General features: G+C 68.4%; 14 protein-coding genes. 11 read left to right on the plus strand and 3 right to left on the minus strand.

Annotated features, from left to right (window positions below):
* Window positions 1-59: 59 nt before the first annotated feature.
* The 9 genes from ABZS29_RS07205 (at window position 60) to ABZS29_RS07245 (ending at window position 11,490) form a co-directional block, all read left to right on the plus strand.
* Window positions 60-455, plus strand: coding sequence for a helix-turn-helix transcriptional regulator (locus tag ABZS29_RS07205; RefSeq protein WP_355459349.1), 396 nt, complete (start codon window positions 60-62; stop codon window positions 453-455).
* The gene (gene modA / locus ABZS29_RS07210) at window positions 455-1,201 is read left to right on the plus strand and encodes a molybdate ABC transporter substrate-binding protein (RefSeq protein WP_355459351.1); all 747 of its coding nucleotides are present in this window, start codon (window positions 455-457) and stop codon (window positions 1,199-1,201) included. Before ABZS29_RS07205 ends, modA begins: the two co-directional genes overlap by 1 nt.
* Window positions 1,198-2,004 carry a molybdate ABC transporter permease subunit gene (modB, locus tag ABZS29_RS07215; protein ID WP_355459353.1) on the plus strand — a complete coding sequence of 269 codons (807 nt, stop codon included), beginning with the start codon at window positions 1,198-1,200 and terminating at the stop codon, window positions 2,002-2,004. The genes modA and modB overlap by 4 nt, the downstream gene beginning before the upstream one ends.
* Window positions 2,001-3,062: an ABC transporter ATP-binding protein gene (locus tag ABZS29_RS07220; protein WP_355459354.1), complete on the plus strand. Its 1,062-nt coding sequence runs from the start codon at window positions 2,001-2,003 to the stop codon at window positions 3,060-3,062. Before modB ends, ABZS29_RS07220 begins: the two co-directional genes overlap by 4 nt.
* 257 nt (window positions 3,063-3,319) lie before the next feature.
* Window positions 3,320-5,914, plus strand: a complete 2,595-nt coding sequence (gene lanKC / locus ABZS29_RS07225; protein ID WP_355459356.1) for a class III lanthionine synthetase LanKC — start codon at window positions 3,320-3,322, stop codon at window positions 5,912-5,914.
* Window positions 5,915-5,917: 3 nt separating this feature from the next.
* Entirely contained in the window at window positions 5,918-6,052 is a 135-nt protein-coding gene (locus tag ABZS29_RS07230) for a SapB/AmfS family lanthipeptide (protein WP_355459358.1), read from the plus strand.
* A 109-nt stretch (window positions 6,053-6,161) separates the two neighbouring features.
* Window positions 6,162-8,111 carry a prolyl oligopeptidase family serine peptidase gene (locus tag ABZS29_RS07235; RefSeq protein WP_355459360.1) on the plus strand — a complete coding sequence of 650 codons (1,950 nt, stop codon included), beginning with the start codon at window positions 6,162-6,164 and terminating at the stop codon, window positions 8,109-8,111.
* Window positions 8,108-9,760 carry an ABC transporter ATP-binding protein gene (locus ABZS29_RS07240; RefSeq protein ID WP_355459362.1) on the plus strand — a complete coding sequence of 551 codons (1,653 nt, stop codon included), beginning with the start codon at window positions 8,108-8,110 and terminating at the stop codon, window positions 9,758-9,760. The genes ABZS29_RS07235 and ABZS29_RS07240 overlap by 4 nt, the downstream gene beginning before the upstream one ends.
* Window positions 9,761-9,816: 56 nt before the next feature.
* Window positions 9,817-11,490: an ABC transporter ATP-binding protein gene (locus ABZS29_RS07245; RefSeq protein WP_355459364.1), complete on the plus strand. Its 1,674-nt coding sequence runs from the start codon at window positions 9,817-9,819 to the stop codon at window positions 11,488-11,490.
* Here ABZS29_RS07245 and ABZS29_RS07250 read toward each other — a convergent pair.
* Complete coding sequence (locus ABZS29_RS07250) at window positions 11,469-12,071, minus strand: response regulator transcription factor (RefSeq protein ID WP_355459365.1); 603 nt, start codon at window positions 12,069-12,071, stop codon at window positions 11,469-11,471. The genes ABZS29_RS07245 and ABZS29_RS07250 overlap by 22 nt on opposite strands.
* A gap of 99 nt (window positions 12,072-12,170) precedes the next feature.
* On the opposite strand from ABZS29_RS07250, the gene ABZS29_RS07255 reads away from it, so the two are divergent.
* Together ABZS29_RS07255 and ABZS29_RS07260 are read left to right on the plus strand one after the other, a co-directional pair.
* The gene (locus ABZS29_RS07255) at window positions 12,171-12,707 is read left to right on the plus strand and encodes a DUF5946 family protein (RefSeq protein WP_355459367.1); all 537 of its coding nucleotides are present in this window, start codon (window positions 12,171-12,173) and stop codon (window positions 12,705-12,707) included.
* 251 nt (window positions 12,708-12,958) lie between these two features.
* Window positions 12,959-13,597: a transglycosylase family protein gene (locus ABZS29_RS07260; protein ID WP_355459369.1), complete on the plus strand. Its 639-nt coding sequence runs from the start codon at window positions 12,959-12,961 to the stop codon at window positions 13,595-13,597.
* Between the two features lie 24 nt (window positions 13,598-13,621).
* Here the strand turns inward: ABZS29_RS07260 and ABZS29_RS07265 are convergent, their stop codons facing one another.
* Both ABZS29_RS07265 and ABZS29_RS07270 read right to left on the minus strand, forming a co-directional pair.
* Window positions 13,622-14,272 carry a hypothetical protein gene (locus tag ABZS29_RS07265; RefSeq protein WP_355459371.1) on the minus strand — a complete coding sequence of 217 codons (651 nt, stop codon included), beginning with the start codon at window positions 14,270-14,272 and terminating at the stop codon, window positions 13,622-13,624.
* Between the two features lie 6 nt (window positions 14,273-14,278).
* A complete protein-coding gene (locus tag ABZS29_RS07270; RefSeq protein WP_355459372.1) occupies window positions 14,279-14,896 on the minus strand; it encodes a Pr6Pr family membrane protein in 618 nt (205 codons plus the stop codon).
* Window positions 14,897-14,934 lie beyond the last annotated feature (38 nt).

The raw sequence follows: 14,934 nt of genomic DNA on the forward strand, positions 1-14,934 counted from the left end.
TTGTGGACAACTCGAGACACGGGCTCCTCAGACGCAATTGCGGCAGTATGCTGGCTGGCGTGCCGAATTTGCGGATCAGTGAGGCAGCAGCCCTGCTCGGTGTGAGTGACGACACCGTCCGGCGCTGGATCGATCAGGGCCGGTTGCCGTCGGTTCAGGACGGCGGCCGGATGGCCGTCGACGGGAAGACGCTGGCGGCGTTCGCCCAAGAGTTGGCCGAGAGCCCCGAACCCGGCAACACCAGAGCGGCCTCGGCGCGCAACCGGATGCGCGGGATCGTCACCCGGGTCGTCAAGGACGGTGTGATGGCTCAGGTCGAGATGCAGGCGGGCCCGTTCCGGGTGGTGTCGCTGATGAGCCGCGAGGCCGCCGACGAACTCGGCCTGGAACCGGGCGTCGTGGCTGTCGCCTCGATCAAGTCCACGCACGTCGTCGTCGAGATTCCGGAGGCCTGATGCTCCGCCGTACGGCGTTCGCCGCGCTGGCCGCAGTCGCCGCCCTAACCGTGGCCGCCTGCCGAGCCGACCAGCCGGCCGGCTCCAAGACGGTCACCGTGTACGCGGCGGCGTCGCTGACCGGGACGTTCACCCAGCTGGGCAAGGACTTCGAGGCAGGGCATCAAGGCGTCAAGGTTGTCTTCAACTTCGCCGGCAGCTCGGCTCTGGCGCAGCAGATCAACCAGGGCGCACCGGCTGATGTGTTCGCCTCCGCAGCACCGAAGAACATGGATCAGGTGACGGACAAAGGCACTCCCACCGTCTTCGCGACGAACACGCTGGAGATCGCCGTACCGAAGGGCAATCCGGGCAAGGTCACCGGCCTGAAGGACTTCACCGACCAGGACAAGAAGATCGCGCTCTGCGCCGCGCAGGTGCCGTGTGGCGCGGCCGCGGCCAAGGTGTTCACAGCGGCCGGTCTCACGCCGCAGCCGGACAGCCTGGAGCAGGACGTGAAGGCAGCGCTCACCAAGGTCAGCCTCGGCGAGGTCGACGCAGCCCTGGTCTACAAGACGGATGTGCTCGCGGCGAAGGACAAGGTCGACGGTATCGAGTTTCCCGAGGCTGGTAAGGCGATCAACGACTATCCGATCGCCACGCTGACCAAGGCGCCGAACGCGGACGGCGCCAAGGCCTTCGTCGACTACGTCCTGTCTGACCAGGGCAAGGCGGTTCTGTCCGCCGCAGGGTTCGACGTACCGTGAGCCGGCGCAGCAGGAGAACGACGGGCCGGCTGCCGCTCGTCCTGCTGCTGCCTGCGTTGCTCGGTCTGGCGTTCCTGCTGATCCCGCTGATCGGACTGTTGGCAAAAGCGCCATGGTCAACGCTGCCGAGCCGCCTGTTCAGTGCGGAAGTCTGGACGGCACTGCGGCTCTCTCTGGTCTGCGCAACCTCCGCCACCGTGCTGTGTCTGTTGCTGGGGATCCCGCTGGCTTGGCTGCTGGCCAGAGGTGAGCTCCCGGGCCGTGGACTCATCAGGGCGTTGGTCACCGTCCCCCTGGTGTTGCCTCCGGTGGTCGGCGGTGTTGCGCTGCTTCTGGTGCTCGGACGACGCGGACTGGTCGGCGAGCACCTCGACACCTGGTTCGGCTTCTCGTTGCCCTTCACAACAGCCGGAGTGATCGTCGCCGAAGCTTTCGTCGCGATGCCATTTCTGGTGATCTCGGTCGAGGGCGCACTGCGGGCCGCGGACCCTCGCTACGAGGAGGCGGCCGCCACTCTCGGCGCCGGTCGCTGGCTGACGTTCCGCCGAGTCACACTGCCTTCCATCGCGCCCGGTGTCGTGGCCGGCACCGTGCTGTGCTGGGCCCGCGCGTTGGGGGAATTCGGAGCCACCATCACCTTCGCCGGCAACTTCCCAGGCCGTACGACGACCATGCCGCTGGCCGTGTACCTGGCACTCGAGACTGATCCGGATGTGGCCGTCGTACTGAGCTTGGTGTTGTTGCTCGTGTCGGTCGTCGTACTGGCATCGCTGCGCGAGCGCTGGATCAGTGGTCTGCGATGACCCTGTACGCCGACCTCCGGGTGACCCGTGGCTCCTTCGAGCTCGATCTGGACCTCGCCATCGCTCCGGGTGAAGTGGTTGCGCTGCTGGGACCGAACGGCGCCGGCAAGAGCACAGCGCTACGCGCAATCGCCGGGCTGCTTCCACTGGACGCCGGACGCATCGCCCTAGACGACGAGACTTGGGACGAGCCACCCCGCACTTTCCGCGCACCGGACCGGCGCCCGATCGGCGTGGTCTTCCAGGACTACCTGCTCTTCAACCACCTCTCCTGCCTGGAGAACGTAGCCTTCGGCCTCCGCGCCCGCGGAGTCGACAAGCACCAAGCCCGCACCGAGGCTGCCCGCTGGCTCGAGGCCGTCGGCCTCTCCTCTTACGCCCGTACGCGCCCCCGCGCGCTGTCCGGCGGTCAAGCCCAGCGAGTAGCCCTCGTCCGCGCTCTGGCGACCAGTCCCGACGTACTGCTCATGGACGAGCCGCTGGCCGCCCTCGACGCCGGCACCACCCTCCACGTCCGCGCAGAACTGGGCCAGCACCTCGACCGCTTCCCAGGCCGCACTCTCCTGGTCACCCACGACCCGCTGGACGCCATGGTCCTCGCCGACCGGCTAGTGATCATCGAGAACGGTCGTGTAGTCCAGTCCGGCACCCCTGCCGACATAGCCCGCCACCCCCGCACCGACTACGTAGCCCAGTTAGTAGGCCTCAACCTCTACCGAGGCACCGCCGACAGCACCACAGTCACGCTCCCGACCGGCGGCACCATCACCCTCGCCGAACCAGCCCAAGGCCCAGTCCACGTAGCCTTCCCACCCACCGCCGTGAGCCTCTACCCCAGCCCGCCCACCGGCAGTCCCCGCAACACCTGGCCCGCCACCGTCGTAGCCCTCGAACAACACGCCCACACCGTCCGCATCACCCTGGACGCCACCCCCACTGGCCCGGCAACTCTCCTGGCCGACATCACCCCGGCCGCATTGGCCGACCTCTCACCCGCTCCCGGCCAGCCCCTTCACGCCACCCTCAAAGCCACCGAGGTCACCACCTACCCCGTCTGAGCCGTCACACGAACGTATGAACAAGGCGAGACGAGGCATCCGCGGGGAAGTTACGCCTTGTGATGCCACTGCCACGAATTGACATCTTGTAACAGCGCGTTTCACGCTCAGAACGCGCAGTGAGGTAACAAAGAGTGATTACTTACCCACTCGTAGTGTGTGCATTCTTCACACGAGAGTGATGACATCGTGCACTACGCCAGCCCCTCTCACGCCGCCCAAGATGGCGGGGCACCGAGAGAGGGGGGTGAACGTGGATGCGTGATGGAACGCACGAGAGTTACGAGTTCTACTGCTTGGCAGACCGGACGTTCTACGACACACCCACCAATCGCGGTGTGCAGCATCCGGACTTCGAGCCGGCCACCCGGGCGGTGCCCGAGGGCTGGCAGCATGTCGCCGGCGACACCTGGATGCACTACGCCCCCGAAGGTCTGCAGCTGCCGTCGCAGGGCTGGAAGATCCACGTCTCGGCTCGGCTCGCCGATGTGACCCGGACGCTCGAGGCCGTGTGGGCGTACTGCGTTCCCCGCGGCATCGCGTTCAAGTTCCTCCGCAACGAAGCCGTGCTGGTGATGGCGAACTCGAAGGCCGCCCCGCGCGGTTCGAGCGGCAAGCTGGTGACGATCTACCCGACCGACGAGGCCCAGCTGGAGCTGATCCTCAAGGAGCTCGACGACGTCCTCGACGGCGTCCAGGGCCCGTACATCCTGAGCGACCTGCGCTACGGCCAGGGCGCACTCTTCGTCCGGTACGGCGCCTTCGTCAGCCGCTTCTGTCTGTCGCCGAGCGGCGAGCGCGTGCTCGCCCTCGAGAACGAGCACGGCCAGCTGGTGCCGGACCATCGCGGCCCGACCTTCAGCATCCCGCCGTGGGTGCCGCTGCCGGACTTCCTGAAGCCGCACCTGGAGGCCCGCAACGCGGTCTCCACCAACGATCTCGCGTACTCGATCGAGAGCGTCATCCAGTTCTCCAACGGCGGCGGCGTGTATCTCGGCCACCACAAGGAGTCCGGCGACCGGGTCGTGCTGAAGGAGGGCCGTCCGTTCGCGGGGCTCGACCTCGCCGGCCGCGACGCCGTCACCCGGATCGCCCACGAGTACGACATTCTCCAGCGGCTCGACGGCCTGGACGTCGTTCCGAAGACCTATGAGCAGCTCGAGCTCGGCGAGCACCACTTCATGGTGCAGGAGCACATCGACTCGGTCTCGCTGCAACGTGAGCTCGTCAGCCGTTATCCGCTGAGCAAGCCCGACGCGACCGAGGCCGACAAGGCAGCCTTCGCCGAGTGGGCGACGCACGCTGTCGAGCAGGTCGGCCGAGCGGTCGCCCAGCTGCATGAGCGCGGTGTCGTGTTCTGCGACCTGCATCCGGACAACGTGCTGCTCGGCGCGGACGGCCGGATGGTGCTGATCGACTTCGAGGTGGCCACTCTCGCCGCGGACAAGGCGCGCTCCACACTGGCCCACCCCGGGTACGCCGCACCGGTGGACCGCCAGGGCGTCGAGGTGGACGGTTACGCACTGGCCTGTATCGGGCTCGGCGTCTACGCGCCGCAGACCACGATCCTGCTGAATCTTCATCGTGGCAAGGCGTTCCAGCTCGCCGAGATGATCACCGAGACCTTCCCGGTGCCGAAGGCAACGATCGATGCGGCGGTCCGGACCGTGGTCGGCCCCGAGGTCACGAGCGACCCGGAGATGGCCGAGCTCGCACTGCCCGGCCAGGCCGAGTGGAGCGACGTCCGCGCCGCGCTGACCAAGGCGATCGTGGCCTCGGCGACGCCCGAGCGCACCGACCGGCTCTTCCCCGGCGACATCGCCCAGTTCCAGGGCGCCGGCGGTGGGATCGACCTTGCGAGCGGTGCCGCCGGCGTCCTCTACGCACTGGCCAAGTCCGGTGCCGGCCGCTTCGAGCAGTACGAGGAGTGGCTGCGCGAGCGGAGTCTCACCACCGCGGCCGGCCCCGGTCTGTACGACGGCTTGCACGGAGTGGCGCACGTCTTCGACGAGCTCGGTGACCGCCAGCTCGCACTGGATCTGGTCGAGCGCACGCTGGCCGACGACTGGAGCACCCGCGAGCTCGGGCTGCACTCGGGCCTGGCGGGTATCGGCCTGAACCTCCTGCACTTCGACACCGAGCCGGCCCTGCGCGCCAAGGCCGTCCGGGTCCTCGATCTGGTGGCCGACCGCCTCGGCGACGTCGACGACGTACCGGAGCTCAGCGGCGGGCAGTATCCGCACGCCGGCCTGATGTACGGGTCGTCCGGGCCGGCGCTGCTGTTCATCGAAGCGTTCGAGCTGCTGGGTGACACCGGTCTGCTCGACCTGGCCGAGATCGCGATCCGGCAGGACCTCCGGCGGTGCTCGGTCTCGCCGGACGGTGCGATGCTGCAGGTCAACCAGGGCTGGCGAACCTTGCCGTACCTGGAGGAGGGGTCGGCCGGGATCGCGCTCGCCCTCGCCCGCTACCTCAAGCACCGCCCGAGCGACGAGTTGACCGCGGTGCTCGCGCAGCTCGAGCGAGTGGCGCACTGCTCCTTCTACGTCCAGCCAGGCCTGTTCATGGGTCGCGCCGGTCTGCTTCTCACCGCAGCCTCACTCGGTGCGCAGCAGACGACGGTCGACGACCTGGTGTACGGACTCGGCTGGCACGCGATGCCGTACGCAGGTGGCCTCGCGTTCCCTGGTCAGCAGCTCCTTCGCTTGTCGATGGATCTGGCGACCGGATCGGCCGGCGTTCTGCTGGCCCTGGGATCGGCACTGCACTCGGTGCCCACGTCCCTCCCGTTCCTCGGACCTCCCCAGTGGTCCGAGTCCCCATCCCTACTAGTTGATTCGAAGGAGGTGTAGAACATGGCACTTCTCGACCTTCAGGGTCTCGAGACCCCGGGTTACGGCGGCGGCCACCACGGCGGCGGCTCCACGCTGACCGTGCTCGGCTGCGCGTCGCAGACCCCGAGCAACCTGAGCCTTCTGCTCTGCCACTGATCGGATCCTGGGTGACCAGGTTCCGTTAAGGCCCTGGGTGGGCGGCATACCCACCCAGGGCCGCACCTGTCTCCCGTCCGGTCTGCTTCATCCGACCGAAGGAGCTCCGTTGTCCGATTCCGTGCAGTCCTATCCATGCGCCGAGCGGCTACCGCTCGTGGAGCAGGTGCACGGCCACACCATCGCGGATCCCTACCGCTGGCTCGAGGACGCCGAGTCCTCCGAGACCAAGCGCTGGCTCGCGGCCCAGGACGAGCTCTGGCTGAACCATGCGGCCACGCTGTCGGGCCGGTACCAGTTCCGTCACCGGGTGAAGGCCCTTTCGAACGTCGGTACCGTCTCCACGCCGTCCTGGCACGGCGGACGCTGTTTCACGCTCCGCCGCGACCCCGGCCGGCAACACCCGGTCCTGTACGACGGCCGGCGCGCGATCCTCGACCCGATGGAGCTCGATCCCTCCGGGCTGACCACGCTGGACGCCTGGCAGCCCTCGCCCGACGGGTCTCTGGTCGCCTTCCAGCTCTCGCGCGGCGGGACCGAAGAGTCCGTCCTGTACGTCCTCGACGTGGACAGCGGCGACCTCGTCGGCGAGCCACTGGGCGGCTGCCGCTACTCACCGATCGCCTGGCTGCCGGAAGGGCAGTCCTTCTACTACGTACGTTTCCGGCAGGTCCGCTGCCGCCACCTCGACGTCGCCGACGACACGGTCGTATTGTCGGCCAAAGCGTCGTACGGGTTGGAGCTCAGCGCCGACGGTCGATGGCTGACGATTTCTGCCGCGCGTGGCGCGGCGAACGACCTGTGGCTGCAGGATCTCGAGAGCGACGAACCACCACGCCCGATCCAGCAGTGCATCGACGCGCTGACCGTGATGTCGGTCGGCCCCGACGGCCGGCTGTACGTCGTCACCACCAAGGACGCGCCGACCGGCAAGATCTGCGTCGGCGATCCGAACAATCCCTTGCTCTGGCAGGACCTGGTCACCCCGGACGTGCCGCTGACCGGCCTGGCGATCCTGGACGACGCCCTGCTGCTCGCGAGCCCGACCGGCATCGCCGTACACGACCTGCGGACCGGCGCGCACGTCAGCGATGTCGCCCTGCCCGGGATCGGTTCGGTCAGCTCGCTGACGACGCTTCCTGACGGCGGACGCCAAGCCTGGTTCAGCTACACCGACAGCGTGACGCCGTCTGCCGTCTACTGCTACGACCACACCACCGGCCAGGCCACGCTCTGGTCGCAGCCTCCAGGTGTGGCAGCGGAGGCCGAGTCGCAGCAGCTCGTCGCGACCAGCCCGGACGGTACTGAGGTCCAGCTTCTGGTGATCGCCAAGCCCGGCAACCACGGGCCGCGGCCGACACTCCTTTACGGGTACGGCGGATTCGGTCAGACGCTCACTCCGACGTACTCGGCCTTCGCGCTCGCGTGGGTCGAAGCCGGCGGTGTCTTCGTCACGGCAACCACGCGTGGCGGCGGTGAGCGTGGAACCGAGTCGCATCGGGCCGGGACGCTGGATCGCAAGCAGGATGTCTTCGACGACTTCATCGCCGCCGCCGAGCATCTGATCGCTACCGGCTGGACGACGACCGAGCAACTGTCGCTGTGCGGCGAATCGAACGGCGGCTTGCTGGTCGCGGCCGTGCTGACCCAGCGGCCGGAGCTGTTCGCGGCCGCGGTGTGCTCAGCGCCGCTGACGGACATGCTGCGTTACGAGCTGTCCGGTCTGGGCGAGCGCTGGGTGCCGGAGTTCGGTTCCGCGAAAGACTCTGCGCAGTTCGAGAACCTCTTGTCCTACTCGCCGTACCACCAGGTCAGCGACGGCGTGAAGTATCCGGCCGTGCTGTTCACGGTGTTCGGCAACGACACTCGCGTTGATCCGCTGCACTCGCGGAAGATGTGCGCGGCGTTGCAGCATGCGACCGCGAGCGAGGCGCCTGTTCTGCTGCGGCTGGATCCGGAGGCCGGGCATGCCGGTGGCTCCGCGAGTCAGGGGATCGGTCTGGCAGCGGACATGCTCGCGTTCCTGGCGGAGCGCACCGGCCTCGGGCTTTCGTCATGATCACGTTCACGTCGGTAGCGAAACGCGGTCGCGGCTGGTTGCCGCTGATCGGGCTCAACGCACTGATCGGGAGTGCCGTAACGCTTGCGCTGCCGACGATCCTCGGCCGCTCGGTCGACTCGATCGTCGCCGGGACGGGGTACACCCGCTGGCTGATCGCAGCGGTTGCCGTCATCACTCTCGGCATCGTGGCCAGCCTGATCGATGCGTTCGCGGGTGCCGCATGCGTTGCCGAAACGACTGCCTGGCTGCGGCATCGCCTCGTCCAGCAGGTCGTCCGCGGTGGTCCGGAAGGTCGTCGTGGCTTCGAGACCGGCGACCTGGTCACGCGGGTCTCCGCCAACGCGACCGACGCCGCGCAGGCCGGTCCCGCGGCGGTCACCGCGATTGCAGCCATCGCGCCGCCGATCGGCAGCCTGGTGTTGCTCGCGCTGATCGATCCTTGGCTCGCCGCCGCGTTCTTCGGCGGTGTCGTGCTGGTCGTGCTGGTGCTGCTGGCGTTCGCGCGGCGGACCGCCGATGTGAGCCTGGCCTATCAGGAGACGCAAGGCCGGATCGCCGCTCGGCTCTCTGAATCGCTGACCGGCATTCGCACCATCGCCGCCGCCGGGACGACAGCGCGCGAGGAGCAACGCATCCTTGGATTGCTGCCTGAACTGCACAAACAAGGTGTTGTCACCTGGCGCATCCTGGCTCGCTCCGGCGCACAGGCCGCAGTCGTCGGTCCGCTGGTGCTGGTCGCTGTGCTGGCTGTCGGCGGCCTCCAGCTCGTCGCTGGCCGGATCACCGCCGGTGAGCTCTTCGCCGCCTCGCAGTACGCCGTCCTCGGCGCGGGCCTCGGCACGCTGACCGGCGTGATCGGTGAGATCGCCCGGGCGAAGGCCGGTGTCCACCGTGCCGCCGAGGTGGCGGCGATCCCCACCGTGCCACATGGTTCGCTGACCCTGCCGGACGGAGCCGGGCACCTCACGTTCGACCACATCAGTGTGGTGGCCGACGGGAACGTCCTGCTGAACGACGTGAGTTTCGATCTGCCAGGTGGCATGACGGTCGCGGTCGTCGGCGCGAGTGGCGCCGGCAAGTCCGTGCTCGCCGCGGTCGCTGCCCGGTTGCGTGATCCGTCCACCGGGCATGTCTCGCTGGACGGCGTACCGCTGCAGGCTGTCAGTCGGCACGCGTTGCGTCGCGCCGTCGGCTGCGCCTTCGAGCGGCCGCAGCTGGTCGGCCGGACGATCGGTGAGGCGATCGCCCCGGACGCGATCAGTCCCGTGCGGACCTTGGCCGCAGCGCGCGCGACCCACGCGCACGACTTCGTCAGCCGACTGCCCAACGGCTACTTCACTTCGTTGCGCAGGGCCCCTATGTCCGGCGGCGAACGGCAGCGCCTCGGCCTGGCCCGTGCCTGGCCGGCCAATCGCCTGCTGGTCCTGGACGACGCCACCTCGAGCCTCGACACCGCGACCGAGCGCCAGATCGGCCGCACCCTCACCGAGGACCGCCAGCACCGCACCCGCCTGATCGTCACGCACCGCCCGGCCACCGCCGCCCGCGCCGACCTCGTCGTCTGGCTCGACCACGGCCAGGTCCGCGCCGTAGCGCCCCACGCCGACCTCTGGAACAACACGTCGTACCGAGAGGTCTTCGGGTGAAACGAGAGCTTCGATATGGAGCTCGGTCGTTGCGGCGGCGGGCTACGGTCAAGCTGGTGGCTTGGTCCGTGCCGGAGATCCTGCCGACCGCGATCTACGGCGTTGCGGTAGCGCGGGCGACCGACAGCTTTCTCGCCGGGCAGGCCTGGCAGGGCATCGCGTGGCTCGGCGGGCTGGTGGCTGCCGCGGGTCTGGGCGCGGCAGGTGCCCGGCAGGTTTACAGCAGGCTCGGTGATCTGGTCGAGCCGGTGCGCGACGACCTGGTACGGCGGGTTGTCGCCGGCGCACTGCGGACCGGAGACGACAGCGCGGTCGCGCGGCTCAACCGGCAGGTCGAGATTGTCCGGGACACGTTCGCCGGACTGGTGCTGGTGATCAGGAGCTTCGCGGTCACGCTGGTCGGCGTACTGGCTGGGCTCTTGTCGTTGGCACCGATGGTTGCCGCCTTCGTCGTACCGCCGTTCCTCGTCGGCTTCGCGCTCTCGCTGGGAGTCCTGGGCATGTCGGCCGACCGGGTCCGCGCATCGCTGCAGGCCGACGAGGACCTGGCGGCCGCGGCCGGCATGGTGTTCGGTGGAGTTCGCGACATCACGGCGACCGGCACCGAGGAGTACGCCGAGTTCCTGGTCGGCGAACCGATCGAGGCCCATGCCGCGGCGGAGCGGGCGCTCGCCAAGGTCTCCGCGCTGCGGACGTTGTGTTTCGCGGTCGGTGGTTGGCTGCCGTTGCTGATCCTGCTCGCGACCGGCCCGTGGCTGGTCGGGCGCGGGGTGAGTACCGGCACGCTGCTCGGCGGTCTCACCTACGTGCTGATCGGGCTGCAACCCGCGCTCGGCCAGGTGATGGGTGCGTTGGGCGACAGCGGCCTGCGATTCGTGATCACCCTCGGCCGAATCCTCGACACCAGCCGCCCGGACGATCCGGTTCGACCGGTGGATGTCGTCCATGGACACCACGTGGACGCCCACGGGCTGACCTTCGCGTACGGACCCGCGGCCGAGCCCGTGCTCGACCGGCTCGACCTGACCATCCCCGCCGGTGACCATCTGGCCGTGGTCGGTCCGAGCGGGATCGGGAAGTCGACGCTTGCCGCGCTGGTCTGCGGCATGCTGACGCCGACGGGCGGCCGATTGCTGCTGGGCGGCGTACCGCCGACCGAGCTCACCACCGAGCGGCTGGCCGAGACCCGCGTCCTCATTCCGCAGGAGGCGTACGTCTTCAGCGGGACCGTCGAGGAGAACCTCACCTATCTACTCCCCGACGCAACACCCACCGAGCTGGCCACTGCCATCGACACCATCGGCGCGACCGCGCTGGTCGAGCGAATAGGCGGGCTCGACGCGACCGTGAAGCCCGCCGATCTTTCCGCAGGTGAGCGGCAACTGCTCGCCTTGGTCCGCGCCTACCTCTCGCCGGCGCCACTCGTCGTACTGGACGAGGCGACCTGTTTCCTCGATCCAGAGGCCGAGCGGCAGGCCGAGGAAGCGTTCGCGCGTCGTGGCGGGACGCTGGTGGTCATCGCCCACCGGATCAGCTCAGCACTGCGAGCACGCCGCATCCTCGTGCTCGACGGCAACAAGGCGGCCCTCGGGACGCATCAGGCCCTGATGCGCAGCTCCAGCCTGTACCGCGATCTGCACGGCAACTGGGACCCGATCGTCAGCCAGCTTCAGGCAGATCAGACGCGGGCAGGTCAGACGCGGGCAGGTCAGATCCAGCCGGCGTCCTGAGCCTTCCGAATGGCCTCGATCCGGCTGCGTGAACCGGTCTTGGCGAGAATCCTGGACAGATAGTTCCGCACCGTGCCCGCACTCAGACTGAGCGTGCGCGCGACCTCCTGCGCGGTCGCACCCGTGGTGACTTGCCGGAGCACCTCGCACTCGCGATCGGTGAGCGGGTTGTCACCGGCCTTGAGCGCCGCCACCGCAAGCCGCACATCGACCACGGGAAGCCCCTTCGCCACGTCCCGAACCGCCTGAACCAGCTGGTCCGTGGTCGCGTCCGTCGCGATCAGCCCGATCCGCGGCGCCTGCTTGACCAGCGCCAGGCTCGTCGCGGCGATCGCCTCGTGATCGATCAGCACCAGCACCCCGCGGTCGGGGGTGAGCTTGCGGCACAGCTCCTCGATCCGGATCCGTCCGGGCAGTTGTGGATCGAGCAGCACGACGTGCGGCCGTCGGCCGGCCACGTGGAGAACGTCCTCGGAGCGGTCCAGCTCCGCCACGACCTCCATGTCCGTCTCGCCTGCCAGCACCGCGGCCAGTGCGCCTCGCACCATCGTGCCGCGATGGCCGAGAGCTACTCGGATCACCGCATGCCCCCATCACGTCCGTCGCCTCATCTGCCGGCCAGCCGCCGCACATGGCGAAAACCAGCTGCCGGACGGCGGTGCCCGTGTTTCCATCAACGAGTGAACTCCGGAGATGACACGCACGAATCCAGCCGCTGCCCCGGCTGCCGGGTCGAGCTACCGGTGACGCAGTGGCCGGACACGCCGCGGTACAACGCCTCGCCGGCGTGCCTGAAGGTGGCCGGTGACCTGCTCGGATTCGAGGTCGAGCACCAGGTTCGGCTCGGCTACCTGCACCAGCTGCGCATCGACGCGTACGGCGGCCAGCATGTGAGAGTCGGCGCTCCGCGGATCGGACCGGTCTTCGCGCTGAACGGTCTCTACATGTTCCTCGAACGCGGTTCTGGCAACCTCGACGTCCGCACCGCGCACGGCATCATGGCGAACTCGTTCGACGACTGGCCCGAGCTGACGCCACCCGCGTCGGTCGGCCGGCTGACGGCGTCCGACGTACTGGCCGCGGGCGGTCCCGAGCAGGTTGAGAAGGCAATTCTGACCTGGGCCGACGAGGTCTGGCAGTCGTGGCCCGAGACCGACCGCGCGGTGATCCGGAAGCTCACGATCGACCTCGTTCCGGAGCGATATTTCCGACACTGAAACCGATCGGTTTATGGCCCGGAAACCGTTCTGTTGTTGGGCTTTCGGTACGTCAAGGGAGAGAAAAAATCGGGGCAGATCCCGATCTGGCCTTGCGCTCCACGCGCTCGTCCCACAGGATGACTTCCATCGCGTCGTGACCTGGACGTGATCATCCGGACTCCCTTTCGTTACCTGTCCGGGTGCCCCCTCCCCTGCCTGGGGGGCTGGTGTCCTCCACCATGCCCAAGCTCACGAGGAGCGCCTTACCGATGTCCAAAGCCCGACATGCGCGCCCCCGGCGAAGTACCCGCCGGGTGGTCCGGACCCTCTCCGTCGCCGGTCTCGGCGCCGGGATCACCGTCGCTGCCACCGGCGCGGCGTTCGCGACCGACTACAAGGTGAAAGCCGGAGACACGCTCTCCGAGATCGCGCAGGCGACCGGTGCCGACTGGCACCAGCTGGCGAAGATCAACAACCTGAAGGACCCCGATCTGATCCTGATCGGCCAGACCCTGACACTCGACGGCACCCCGAAGGCCACCGCGCCGAAGCAGCGGGTCGCGCCGAAGTCGAAGGTCGTCACCAAGAAGAAGATCGTCTCGAAGCAGACCGTGCGCAAGCCGCGGACCAACCGCTCCGCGGAGCGCCCGTCGAACGGCGGCTCCGTGAGCATGAGCGCCGCCTGGCGCAAGGTCGCCAACTGCGAGTCCAGCGGCAACCCGCGCGCCGTCAGCCCGAACGGCAAGTACTTCGGCCTGTTCCAGTTCGACAAGCAGACCTGGCGCAGTGTCGGCGGCAGCGGCAGCCCCGCGCAGGCCTCGGCGGCCGAGCAGCTGATGCGCGCGAAGAAGCTCTACGCGCAGCGCGGCAACTCACCGTGGCCGGTCTGCGGACGCTTCCTGCCGTAGTCGGCGGGCACTCCTCCCATCCCCTCAGGAGTGAGTGATCACGAGCATCTCGTCGGCGCCCGCCTGGAACTCGTAGGGAACCTTGCGGGTCTCCCAGCGGACGTCGGCGAGCTCGTCCAGCACCTCCGGCAGGAACGGCACCGGCTCGCCCGTGCCCTGAAGCACCAGCGGGAACACGCGCACCTCGCCACTACTGACCCGGACCAGCTCCCGCAGCGCGGCCAGATGCCAGTCCCGGTCGAACGTGTCGGCCCAGGTGAACAGCAGATGCGAGCACAGCGCCAGCTCGAAGCGACCGTCTTCGAACGGCAGCTCCGGCAGCCGGCCCGCGACGTACCGATCGGGTGCCTCGCCGATGTCCTGCAGGAAGCGGTCGGCCGCCTCCAGCCGCATCTCGTCGCGGCGCGCGGGAGCGCCGTACCAGCTCCAGACGAACTTGTCGGCGTGCGTGTCGACGATCTCGCTGCCGACCGGCAAGCTGCGCCGGACGGTGTCGACGAGCTCCGGCATCGACAACTCGTACGCCGGGTCCACGGCCACCACGTCGACCCCGCGGGCGGCGGCTTCAGCGGTGAAACTCGATCCGCCGGCCGAACAGTCGAGCACCGAGGCAGGTAGTTCGGTCAGGTCGAACATCGCCTCGTACTCGGCGTACGAGCGGGACGTGACTAACAAGGATCCTTACCCTTCAACGGTTTTCCTGAGCCGGCGATCAAGGGCCGTGGCCCCCGCCGCCAGAGCCAGGAACAGTACCGCGACGAGCAGACAGTTCAGGATCACCTGTCCATATCCGAGCTCGGTGACATCGATGAACGGATAGGGGTAAAAGCCGACGAACTCACCGCGGATGAGCGTGAAGGCCAGCCACAGCAGCGGGAACACGAGCGACCAGCCGACGATCCGCAGGTCCGTCCTTCCGCGAGGGCCGAAGAGCGCCCACCCCAGTACGCCGAGCACCGGGGTCGCTGTGTGCAGCAGGAAGTTCGCGACCGCCGCCCAGCCGGTCGGATTGTCCGAGCCGGCCAAGACCAAGTGATAGACGATGCCGGTCACCGCGATGCAGAGCACGCCGTTCAGCCGCAGCGTCTTGACCAGCGTGCTGCGGGGATCCAGCAGCACCGTCGCGCCGAGCAGGATGTTGGACTGGATCGTGAAGTAGGCGAAGACGTTGAGCACGCGCTCCGGGTTCTCCGTGAAGAAGCCCTCGTGCCCCTGTGCTGTCACGATCAGCTGGATCACGATTCCTGCCAGCACAGCCGCCGCGGTGACCCAGAACCAGACCCGCCCGATCGTCGTCATGGCCGCAATCTACGACGAGCGGACCGGCCGGTCCGGGA

Origin of the sequence: Kribbella sp. NPDC005582 (assembly GCF_040605415.1) — a bacterium.
Classification (GTDB): domain Bacteria; phylum Actinomycetota; class Actinomycetes; order Propionibacteriales; family Kribbellaceae; genus Kribbella.

Excerpts from the sequence above, each read along its gene's own strand:
- lanKC (WP_355459356.1), top strand. The coding sequence starts at position 3,320 with ATGCGTGATGGAACGCACGAGAGTTACGAGTTCTACTGCTTGGCAGAC.
- ABZS29_RS07240 (WP_355459362.1), top strand. The coding sequence starts at position 8,108 with ATGATCACGTTCACGTCGGTAGCGAAACGCGGTCGCGGCTGGTTGCCG.
- ABZS29_RS07230 (WP_355459358.1), top strand. The coding sequence starts at position 5,918 with ATGGCACTTCTCGACCTTCAGGGTCTCGAGACCCCGGGTTACGGCGGC.
- ABZS29_RS07220 (WP_355459354.1), top strand. The coding sequence starts at position 2,001 with ATGACCCTGTACGCCGACCTCCGGGTGACCCGTGGCTCCTTCGAGCTC.
- ABZS29_RS07260 (WP_355459369.1), top strand. The coding sequence starts at position 12,959 with ATGTCCAAAGCCCGACATGCGCGCCCCCGGCGAAGTACCCGCCGGGTG.
- ABZS29_RS07270 (WP_355459372.1), bottom strand. The coding sequence starts at position 14,896 with ATGACGACGATCGGGCGGGTCTGGTTCTGGGTCACCGCGGCGGCTGTG.
- modA (WP_355459351.1), top strand. The coding sequence starts at position 455 with ATGCTCCGCCGTACGGCGTTCGCCGCGCTGGCCGCAGTCGCCGCCCTA.